Source organism: Streptomyces sp. NPDC057280 (assembly GCF_042668605.1).
Lineage (GTDB): Bacteria > Actinomycetota > Actinomycetes > Streptomycetales > Streptomycetaceae > Streptomyces.
This window is the reverse complement of sequence record NZ_JBHUYR010000009.1, coordinates 289,415-299,224: the sequence shown is the minus strand read 5'-3', so window position 1 is coordinate 299,224 and position 9,810 is coordinate 289,415. Positions and strand designations below refer to the sequence as shown.

General features: G+C 70.5%; 10 protein-coding genes. All 10 read right to left on the bottom strand.

Going from position 1 to position 9,810, the window contains the following annotated elements; translation table 11 throughout:
• Positions 1-252: 252 nt before the first annotated feature.
• Complete coding sequence (gene nusB, locus ACFUO4_RS37615) at positions 253-687, bottom strand: transcription antitermination factor NusB (RefSeq protein ID WP_059196373.1); 435 nt, start codon at positions 685-687, stop codon at positions 253-255.
• Between the two features lie 2 nt (positions 688-689).
• Complete coding sequence (gene efp / locus ACFUO4_RS37610; RefSeq protein WP_059196374.1) at positions 690-1,256, bottom strand: elongation factor P; 567 nt, start codon at positions 1,254-1,256, stop codon at positions 690-692.
• 58 nt (positions 1,257-1,314) lie between these two features.
• The gene (locus tag ACFUO4_RS37605; RefSeq protein ID WP_383493399.1) at positions 1,315-2,421 is read right to left on the bottom strand and encodes an aminopeptidase P family protein; all 1,107 of its coding nucleotides are present in this window, start codon (positions 2,419-2,421) and stop codon (positions 1,315-1,317) included.
• Positions 2,422-2,547: 126 nt separating this feature from the next.
• Complete coding sequence (locus ACFUO4_RS37600; protein ID WP_383493396.1) at positions 2,548-3,423, bottom strand: Pro-rich N-terminal domain-containing protein; 876 nt, start codon at positions 3,421-3,423, stop codon at positions 2,548-2,550.
• Between the two features lie 165 nt (positions 3,424-3,588).
• A complete protein-coding gene (gene aroB / locus ACFUO4_RS37595; RefSeq protein ID WP_383493393.1) occupies positions 3,589-4,680 on the bottom strand; it encodes a 3-dehydroquinate synthase in 1,092 nt (363 codons plus the stop codon).
• Complete coding sequence (locus tag ACFUO4_RS37590) at positions 4,677-5,189, bottom strand: shikimate kinase (RefSeq protein ID WP_079311904.1); 513 nt, start codon at positions 5,187-5,189, stop codon at positions 4,677-4,679. The genes aroB and ACFUO4_RS37590 overlap by 4 nt, the downstream gene beginning before the upstream one ends.
• Positions 5,186-6,370 (bottom strand): chorismate synthase, encoded by a 1,185-nt coding sequence (gene aroC / locus ACFUO4_RS37585; RefSeq protein ID WP_383493390.1) that lies wholly within the window; start codon positions 6,368-6,370, stop codon positions 5,186-5,188. Before aroC ends, ACFUO4_RS37590 begins: the two co-directional genes overlap by 4 nt.
• Before the next feature lie 198 nt (positions 6,371-6,568).
• Positions 6,569-7,024 (bottom strand): hypothetical protein, encoded by a 456-nt coding sequence (locus ACFUO4_RS37580; RefSeq protein WP_179143564.1) that lies wholly within the window; start codon positions 7,022-7,024, stop codon positions 6,569-6,571.
• A gap of 117 nt (positions 7,025-7,141) precedes the next feature.
• Positions 7,142-7,981, bottom strand: a complete 840-nt coding sequence (locus ACFUO4_RS37575) for a shikimate dehydrogenase (protein WP_079311905.1) — start codon at positions 7,979-7,981, stop codon at positions 7,142-7,144.
• A complete protein-coding gene (mltG, locus tag ACFUO4_RS37570) occupies positions 7,962-9,725 on the bottom strand; it encodes an endolytic transglycosylase MltG (RefSeq protein ID WP_383493387.1) in 1,764 nt (587 codons plus the stop codon). Before mltG ends, ACFUO4_RS37575 begins: the two co-directional genes overlap by 20 nt.
• Between the last annotated feature and the right edge of the window lie 85 nt (positions 9,726-9,810).

The window sequence follows — 9,810 nt, the reverse complement described above, 5'->3', positions numbered from 1 at the left end:
TGGTTTTGGGGGCGGGGGCCGGTGGCGGGGTGGCCGGGGCCCGTGGGGGGGGGGGGGCCCCCCGGCGCCGCGGGGCGCGGCGCCCCGCCCCCCCAAAACGGGCCGGGGGGGGGGCCGTTACTTGTTGGGGCCCCCCCACCCCGGCGGCTTTCTGCGCTCCCGGAAGACCTCCCGGGCCCTCCCGGGCACGCAACACGCCAGGGGGCCCGCAGCAAGCGTGCTGCGGGCCCCCTGGCGATGCCGTACCTGTGCTTACGCCTCTTCGCGGCGCAGCGTGGGCTTCAGGTCCTTGAGACGGCCGAGCAGGCCGTTCACGAAGGCCGGCGACTCGTCCGTGGAGAACTCCTTGGCGATCTCGACCATCTCGTCGAGCACGACCGCGTCCGGGGTCTCGTCGACCCAGATCAGCTCGTAGGCGCCGAGCCGCAGGATGTTGCGGTCGACGACCGGCATCCGGTCGAGCGTCCAGCCGACGGAGTACTGCGCGATCAGCTCGTCGATGCGCTTCGCGTGCTGCGCGTAGCCCTCGACCAGCTGCATGGTGTACTCGCTCACCGGCGGCTGCCGGGTGTCGGTCCGGGAGAGCCGGATCCAGTCCGCGAGGACCGTGAGGACGTCGGCCCCGCGCTGGTCGCCCTCGAAGAGGATCTGGAAGGCGCGCTTGCGGGCCGTGTTACGGGCAGCCACGGTTAGCTGTTCACCCGGCCGAGGTAGTCGCTGGTGCGGGTGTCGACCTTGATCTTCTCACCGGTGGTGATAAAGAGCGGGACCTGGATCTGGTGGCCGGTCTCCAGGGTGGCGGGCTTGGTGCCACCGGTGGAGCGGTCGCCCTGGACGCCCGGCTCGGTCTCCTGGATGACGAGCTCGACGGCGGCCGGCAGCTCGACGAAGAGCACCTCGCCCTCGTGCTGCGCGACGGTGGCGGTGAAGCCCTCGATCAGGAAGTTGGCGGCGTCGCCGACGGCCTTGCGGTCGACCATGAGCTGGTCGTAGGTCTCCATGTCCATGAAGACGAAGTACTCGCCGTCCATGTACGAGAACTGCATGTCGCGCTTGTCGATCGTGGCCGTCTCGACCTTGACGCCGGCGTTGAACGTCTTGTCGACGACCTTGCCGGAGAGCACGTTCTTCAGCTTGGTGCGCACGAAGGCCGGGCCCTTGCCGGGCTTGACGTGCTGGAACTCGACGACGGACCACAGCTGGCCGCCATCGAGCTTGAGCACGAGGCCGTTCTTGAGGTCGTTCGTGGAAGCCACGGTTGCGGAATCTCCTGGACTGACGTGGACGACCCCGGCGCACGCGCGTAGCGGGAGGCTACAGCGCGAGCAGCTCCTTGGTCGTGATGGTGAGTAGCTCGGGTCCGCCGTCCGCCTCGGGGCGTACGACGAGCGTGTCATCGATCCGGACACCGCCCCGGCCCGGGAGGTGGACCCCCGGTTCGACGGTGACCGGCACGCAAGCGTCCAGTTTACCCATGGCCGCGGGGGCCAGCTGCGGGTCCTCGTCGATTTCGAGTCCGACACCGTGTCCGGTCAGCACCGGCAGGCCCTCGCCGTACCCCGCGGAGTCCAGTACCTGACGTGCGGCGCGGTCCACGTCACGGTAGGCGGCGCCGGGCGCGAGGGCCTCGCGGCCGGCGCGCTGGGCGGCGAAGACGAGGTCGTACAACTCGATCTGCCAGTCCGCGGGGGAGGTCCCGATCACGAACGTACGACCGATCTCACAACGGTAGCCGCGGTACGTCGCCCCGAGGCAGACGGAGAGGAAGTCGCCCTCCTCCACGCGCCGGTCGGTGGGGTGGTGGGCGCGGCGGCCGGAGTGGGGGCCGGTGGCGACGGAGGTCGGGAAGGCGGGGCCGTCGGCACCGTGATCGACGAGGCGGCGCTCCAGTTCGAGGGCGAGATGCCGTTCGGTACGGCCGACGAGGATGGATTCGAGGAGCTCCCCCAGTGCCTGGTCGGCGATCTCGGCGCCGATGCGGAGGCAGGAGATCTCCTCCTCGTCCTTGACGACGCGGAGCTGCTCGACGGCCGCGCCCAGGTCGACGAGGTGAAGGCGGGGGGCGACGGAGCGGATGGCGCGGTGGCGGGCGACCGTGAGGTGGTGTTCCTCCACGGCGAGCGCGTCGATGCCCTGGACCGAGGCGAGGTCGACGGCCGCGACGGCGGGGTCGCCACCCGAACCGGGCAGGGTCTGCAACCGGAGGGTCTCGTCGGGGCGACCCTCTCCGGCACGGTCGTCCGGCGGATCGAGGCACACCAGCACGTCCTCTGTCCTGCCGAGCAGCAGGACGGAGCCCTTGGGTGCGGCGCCCGCCAGGTAGCGCACGTTGGCGGGGCGCGAGATCAGTGCGGATGCGCTGCCGACCGCCTGGCAGCGTTCCCTGAGCTTTGTGCGGCGGGCCGCGTACACCTCTGACATGACACGAGCGTAGGAGCGGTGTCTGTTTTGTGCCGGTTGAGGGGGTGCCAATGGGGGGTTGTATGCACGGTCTGCAGGTGAGCGGGGGCCTGGCGGGCGGTTCCCGCGCCCCTGAAGAAAAGGCCCTTACCAGCTCGGCGGGCTGGCAATGGACCGTGCCAGTACGTCGTCCAGGACCTGCGCCGTCTGCTGCACGTCCATCTGCGAGTTGTCGATGATCGGCAGGCCCGAGCCGTACCACCCCGCCATCCGCCCGTGGATCCGCGCCACCTCCTCGTCCGTGAGGCGGCGGTTTCCGGAGCGCTCGGCGTTGCGCTCCAGGACGATCTCCAGGCCCGGGAGCAGGACCACCGGCAGCAGCCCAGGGCCCACATGCCGCTTCCAGCCTCCCAGGCCCACCACCGGGCGGTCCGGGAAGACCGCGTCGTCGAGGATGCAGGAGATTCCGTTGGCCAGGAAGTTGCGGGCGGCGAAGCCGCAGGTGCGGCGGGCCAGGCGGTACTGGGCCTCGGAGTGGTCGTTCCAGCCGGACTGGGGGTCGGCGAAGCCGGAGCGGACCCATTCGCGGACGTCGTCGAGGCTGATGTGGGCCGTGGGCACCCGGCGGTGGTCGGCCCAGTACTTGGCGACGCTGGTCTTTCCGGCGCCGGCCGGGCCGATGAGCAGTACCGCGAGTGTCGTGCTCGTCGGGTCGGGGGTGGCCGCGGCCGGTGGGGTGCTGGGCATGCCGACGGGGCCGCCGGGCGGCAGCGGGACATGGCCGGTGGTGTCCGGTGCCGGGGGCGCCGAAGGGTGGGGCGGTGCCGAGGGGTGCTGAGGCGGGGGCTGATGCGACGGCGGGACGAAACCCGGGGCCGGCGGCGGTGGGGGCACCGGGGCGGAGCCCTGGTGTGCGCCCGGGTGCTGGGGACCCGGGTGGTGTGCGGCCGGCGACCAGCCGGCGGCCGGTCCGTGCCCCGGCTGATGGGGCGGCGGCAGCGGAGAACCCACTGCGTGCTGCATCCGGTGCCACTCCGTCTCGTACAAGGCAATTGGCGCTGGCGGATCGGGTGCGGGCCCGCTCCTTACCGAACGGTACCGTCCCCGGCCGCCGTTTGGTGAACGGCCGGGGACGGCCCTAAGTGCCCGTGTCCGCACGGCACATGGGACGGACGGCGCGGCGGCGGACTACTCGCCCACTTCTCCGTACGCGGCCAGCAGTACGGCCGGGTCGGGGCCCTCCAGGACGGTGGGCTTGCCCAGGCCGTCCAGGACGATGAAGCGCAGCAGGTCACCGCGGGACTTCTTGTCGACCTTCATGGTCTCCAGCAGCTTGGGCCACTGGTCGTAGCGGTAGTGCAGCGGCAGGCCGACCGATTCGAGGACCGTACGGTGGCGGTCCGCCGTCGCGTCGTCCAACCGGCCCGCCAGGCGGCCGAGTTCGGCGGCGAAGTGCATGCCGACGGAGACCGCGGCGCCGTGCCGCCACTTGTAGCGCTCGTTCTTCTCGATGGCGTGGGCGAGCGTGTGGCCGTAGTTGAGGATCTCGCGCAGGCCCGACTCCTTGAGGTCGGACGAGACGACCTCGGCCTTGACCCGGATGGACCGCTCGATCAGCTCGGCCGTGTGCGGGCCCGCCGGGGTGCGGGCGGCCTGCGGGTCGGACTCGATGAGCTCCAGGATCACCGGGTCGGCGATGAAACCGGCCTTGATGATCTCGGCGAGGCCGGAGACGAAGTCGTTGACCGGGAGCGAGTCCAGCGCGGCCAGGTCGCACAGGACGCCGGCCGGCGGGTGGAAGGCCCCGACGAGGTTCTTGCCCTCGGCGGTGTTGATGCCGGTCTTGCCGCCGACAGCCGCGTCCACCATGGCGAGGACGGTGGTGGGGATGGCGATCCAGCGCACCCCGCGCAGCCAGGTGGCGGCCACGAAACCGGCGAGGTCCGTGGTCGCGCCGCCGCCGACGCCGACGACGACGTCGGTGCGGGTGAACCCGGACTGGCCGAGCGCCTTCCAGCAGTAGGCGGCGACCTCGGCGGTCTTGGCCTCCTCCGCGTTGGGCACCTGGATGGCGACCGCTTCGTAGCCCTGCTCGGCCAGGTCGGCACGCAGCGCCTCACCGGTCTCGGCGAGCGCCTCGGGGTGGATGATCGCGACCCGCTTGGCCTTGTCGCCGATCAACCCGCCCAGCTCGCCCAGGAGTTGGCGGCCCACGAGGACCTCGTACGGCTCGCTGCCCGCGGTGCCACCGACCTGGATCCGCGTCACTGCCTCACTCATGCCTGCTTCAACTCCAGTGCGCCCAGGGCGGCTTCGGTGACTTCTTCGGGGGTACGGCCGTCCGTGGCGACGACCGCCGTGGCGATCCCCTCGTACAGGTGCCGTCGCGCCTCCATCAGCTCGCGCCACTGCTTGCGCGGGTTGACCGCGAGCAGCGGGCGGGCCGTGTTGAGGCCGGTGCGCTTGACGGCCTCCTCGACGTCCATCGAGAGGTAGACGACCGGCAGGCCGGCGAGGGACGCGCGGGTGTCCTCGTCGAGGATCGCGCCGCCGCCGAGGGCGAGGACGCCGTCGTGCTCGGTCAGCGCCCGCAGCACCGCGGCCTTCTCGATCGCGCGGAAGGCCGACTCGCCCTCGTCGACGAAGATCTCGGCGATGGTCCGGTCCTGCGCGGCGACGATGTCGTCGTCGGTGTCCCGGTAGCCCACGCCGAGGCGCTCGGCGAGCAGCTGCCCGACGGTGGACTTGCCCACCCCCATCGGGCCGACGAGCACCACCCGAGGGCTCATCGGATGGCCAGGTTGTCGAGGAACGACTGCACGTTGCGCCGCGTCTCGGCCACGTTGTCGCCGCCGAACTTCTCGGCGACCGCGTCGGCGAGGACGAGGGCCACCATGGCCTCGGCGACGATGCCGGCCGCCGGGACCGCGGAGACGTCGGAGCGCTGGTGGTTGGCGGGCGCCGCCTCACCGGTGACGACGTCGACGGTCTGCAGGGCGCGCGGCACGGTGGCGATCGGCTTCATCGCGGCCCGCACGCGCAGCAGCTCGCCGGTGGTCAGACCGCCCTCGGTGCCACCGGAGCGGCCGGAGACGCGGCGGATGCCTTCGGGCGTGCCCACGATCTCGTCGTGCGCCTTGGAGCCGGGCACGCGCGCGAGCTCGAAACCGTCGCCGATCTCGACGCCCTTGATGGCCTGGATGCCCATGAGGGCGCCGGCGAGGCGGGCGTCGAGCTTGCGGTCCCAGTGGACGTGCGAGCCGAGGCCGACGGGGACGCCGTAGGCCAGGACCTCGACCACGCCACCGAGGGTGTCGCCGTCCTTGTGGGCCTGGTCGACCTCCGCGACCATCGCCTTCGAGGTGTCGGCGTCCAGGCAGCGCAGCGGGTCGGCGTCCAGCTTCTCGACGTCGGCCGGGGTCGGGTACACGCCCTGTGGGGCCTTCACCGAGCACAGCTCGACGACATGGCTGACGATCTCGATGCCGGCCGTCTCCTTCAGGTACGACCGGGCGACCGCACCGAGGGCCACACGGGCCGCCGTCTCACGCGCGGAGGCGCGCTCCAGGATCGGCCGGGCCTCGCCGAAGCCGTACTTCTGCATGCCGGCGAGGTCGGCGTGGCCGGGCCGGGGCCGGGTCAGCGGGGCGTTGCGGGCGAGTCCGGCGAGGATCTCCTCGTCGACCGGGTCGGCCGCCATGACCTGCTCCCACTTCGGCCACTCGGTGTTGCCCACCATGATGGCGACCGGGGAGCCGAGGGTGAGGCCGTGCCGGACGCCGCCGAGGAAGGTGACCTGGTCCTGCTCGAACTTCATCCGGGCACCGCGTCCATAGCCGAGCCGGCGCCGGGCCAGGTGGTCCGCCACCATCTCCGTGGTGATCGGCACGCCGGCGGGAAGACCCTCCAGCGTCGCCACGAGTGCGGGACCGTGGGACTCCCCCGCGGTCAGCCAGCGCAACCTGCTCAACGGTGCTCCTCAGTGCTCGCGCCCTCGTACTGCCCTGCGTACGCGCGTCCTCGCATACGGCAATGGCGCGACCAGGTGCGCGGCCCGGGCCCGCCACCTTCGATCCTCCCACGTCCCACCGACATGTCCGGCCGCCGGTCCACCAGACGGACGGAGCCCGGTTGTCGCACAGGACGCCCGGGCCCCTCCGCCGACGGATCAGCCGCAGTGACCGAAACCGCTGGTGTAGCTGTCCCAGAAGATCCCGTTGTCGTAGTACTCGATGCCGCCCGTGTACTTCACGCACTTGTTGGCCGCGGAAACGTAGACGGGTCCCGCGTAGTACTGGTATTCCTTCTTGTCCCGCTTCCAGCTGCCGCCCTCGACGAGAATTCCGGCCTCGGTCACGGCGCCATATCCGACATAGCCGTTGATGTGCATGGTGACCACGCAGTTGTTGCCGTTGGAGGCGTTGTAGAGAAGGGACACGCGCGCGGCGGGCTTGCCCGTGCTCTTGTCGTATCCGACCGTGTGGGACTCCAGCACGGAATAGCCGGAACCACACGCCGCCTCGGGAGTCGACGCCACCGCGGCGGCCGGGGTCGCCCCGACCAGTCCCACGATGCCGGCGATACCGAGCGCGGACCCGACGGACAGAATGCGCCTCTTTATCACAATTCCTCTTCCATGATCGATGAGAGAGATTGCACGATAGCCATCCCTCGCAGCAAGATCACGCGGAATTGAGAAGTCCGGATGGGGAAATGCGGAGCCTTTCGCCCGGGCGGTCCGTCACGCGCGCGTGAGGCTCCGTTCACCCACCGCCCGCATCGCCGCCAAGGGCGCCGGAGTGCGGCCCGTCATCTGCTCGACCTGGAGCACCGCCTGGTGCACCAGCAGGTCGAGACCGCCGACGACGGCGCCGCCGAACATCGACCAGCGGGCCGCGAGCTGGGTGGGCCACGGCTCGTAGAGCACGTCGAAGAGAGTGGTGGGCCGCTCCGGCACGGCCATGGCCAGGCCGTCCGTGGCGCCCGCCGGGGTGGTGGCGATGACCAGGGGGCGGTGCAGCGCGTCCGCCGCCTTCGACCAGTCCTCCGTGCGGACCTCGACGTCCAGCCGCTCGCCCCACTCCCGCATCTCCGCGGCGCGGGCCTCGCTGCGCACGTAGACGACCACCTCACCGGTGCAGACCCGGGCCAGAGCCGCCAGCGCGGACGACGCCGTGGCGCCGGCGCCGAGGATCGCGGCGGAGTCCACCGTCTCGATGCCGTGCTCGCGCAGCGCGGCGACCATGCCGGGGATGTCGGTGTTGTCGCCGACCTTGCGGCCGTCCTCGGTGAACACGACCGTGTTGACCGCCTCGACCGAGCGGGCCGTCTCGCTGATCTCGTCGAGCAGCGGGATGACCGCCCGCTTGAGCGGCATGGTCAGCGACAGCCCGGCCCACTCCGGCCCGAGATCCGCGAGGAACCCGGGCAGCGCGGCCTCGTCGATCTCGAACCGGTCGTACGACCAGCCCTTGAGCCCCAGCTCCTCGTACGCGGCGCGGTGCAGCACCGGGGAGAGGGAGTGGGCGATGGGCGAACCGAGCACGGCGGCCCGGCGGGCGTCAGTTGCCCCTGCTGGCATCGAACTTGTCCTTGAGTTTCTGGAATTCCTGGTGCGTCCTGGCGAACTCGGTCTTGCTCACACCGTCGGTCGCCACGAAGTAGTACCAGCCGTCGTCGGTGGGATTCAGCGTCGACCTGAGCGCCTCGTCACCCGGGTTCCCGATCGGGCCGGGCGGCAGACCCTTGTGGGTGTACGTGTTGTACGGGTCCTGATCCTTGTTGATCTCGGACTCGCTGATGTCGATCTTGCTCTCGTTCTTCGCGTAGTTGAACGTCGAGTCGAACTGCAGGAATCCGTAGGTCTGCGGGTTCCCGTAGTCGAGGCGGTTGTAGACCACCTCCGCGATCTTGCGGTAGTCGTCGGGGGTCTTGCCCTCCGCCTCGACGAGGCTCGCGATGGTGACGAGGTCCAGGGGACTGTCCACCTTGAGCGTCTTGGCCTTGGCTTCCAGGTCGAGCGCGTCGTACTTCTTCGCGGCCGCGGACACCATGCCCTTCAGGACCGCTTCGGGCTTCATGCCCTTCGCGGCGGGATAGGTGCCCGGGTAGAGGAAGCCCTCCAGCGGATCCTTCATCTCGCTGTTCTTCTTCGCCCAGCCCGGAAGCCCGAGGCTCTTGTAATCCGCTTTGGCGACCTTGAGCGTGGCGCCGGATTTCAGGCCGAGTTTTTCGTCGATGAGCTTGTAGACCGCGATATTGCGCTGACCCGGTGTGACCATCACGGCGTTCTGGCTCTTCGGGTCGAGCATCATTTCGACGGCGCTCTTGGCGGACATCTCCTTCTTCAGCAGATAAGCGCCGGCCTGGATCGTGTCGCCCTTCGGGTTCTGCGTCTGCGCGGAAACGAAGGCTTCGACGCTCTTGACGACGCCTGCCGCTTTGAGCAGTCGGCCGATTTCAGCACCGGGTGCCCCCTTCGGGACCACAACCGACACCGTCTCGCCCGTACCGTCCCCCGCGTAGTCCGGCGCCGAGGCGAAACGATCCTGGTAGAACTGGTACCCGAAATACCCGACGCCGGCGATACCGCCGCCGAAGACCAGCACGACCACCAGGCAGGCGCAGCCACTGCGCCGCTTCTTCGGCTTCTTGCCGCCGCGGCCCTTGCGATCACCGCGGCCGCCCTGGTCGTCCAGGTCGTTCTCCGCGTCGTCGTCCCCGCCGCCCGCGAAGAAGGCGTGTTCGCCCTGGTCGGGGCCCGGGTCCCAGTCCGCCCGCTGCGGTTCCGGCTCGGTGCGACGACGGCTCGGCGGCTCCGGCGGTGGGTACGCGCCCGGGGTGCCGTAGTAGTCGGGCTGGTCTCCGGCGCCGTACGCGGCGGCCTGCTGGCCGTACGGGTCCGAGGGGTCCGTGTACGGGACATGCGTGTGCGTCCCGGTGCCCCAGGAGCCGCTGTTGTCGTACTGCTGCTGGTGCTGGGGCTGAGGCTGCTGGGGCGCGTACTGCTGCTGGCCGTACTGCTGGTTCGGGTCGTACTGCTGCTGGTTCGGGTCGTACTGCTGCTGGTGCTGGTCGTACTGCTGCTGGTCGTAGTGCTGCTGCTGGTACTGCTGCTGCGCCTGACCGTAGTCGGCCTGCTGGCCGGTGCCCCAGTCGCCGTACTCGGACTGCTGCGACGCCTGGGGATAGTGCTGCGGCTGGCCGCCGTAGGCAGCTTGCTGGCCGGCGTGGCCCTGCTGCCCTTCCCATCCGCCGTCCCCGTAGTACGGGTCCTGCGGATGCCACGGTTCGGAGCCGTCCTGGCCCCGGCCATACTCAGTCATCGATCCCCTAGAGCCGCGAGGCGGCGGTCGCGCGGCTTGTGGCTCGGCATCCGTTCCGCCTCTCTCTGTGCGGCACCTGTTCGAA

Coding starts and splice junctions, on each gene's coding strand:
- ACFUO4_RS37605 (WP_383493399.1), bottom strand. CDS start 2,421: ATGTCAGAGGTGTACGCGGCCCGCCGCACAAAGCTCAGGGAACGCTGC.
- ACFUO4_RS37600 (WP_383493396.1), bottom strand. CDS start 3,423: ATGCAGCACGCAGTGGGTTCTCCGCTGCCGCCGCCCCATCAGCCGGGG.
- aroB (WP_383493393.1), bottom strand. CDS start 4,680: ATGAGTGAGGCAGTGACGCGGATCCAGGTCGGTGGCACCGCGGGCAGC.
- ACFUO4_RS37590 (WP_079311904.1), bottom strand. CDS start 5,189: ATGAGCCCTCGGGTGGTGCTCGTCGGCCCGATGGGGGTGGGCAAGTCC.
- ACFUO4_RS37575 (WP_079311905.1), bottom strand. CDS start 7,981: ATGCCAGCAGGGGCAACTGACGCCCGCCGGGCCGCCGTGCTCGGTTCG.
- mltG (WP_383493387.1), bottom strand. CDS start 9,725: ATGACTGAGTATGGCCGGGGCCAGGACGGCTCCGAACCGTGGCATCCG.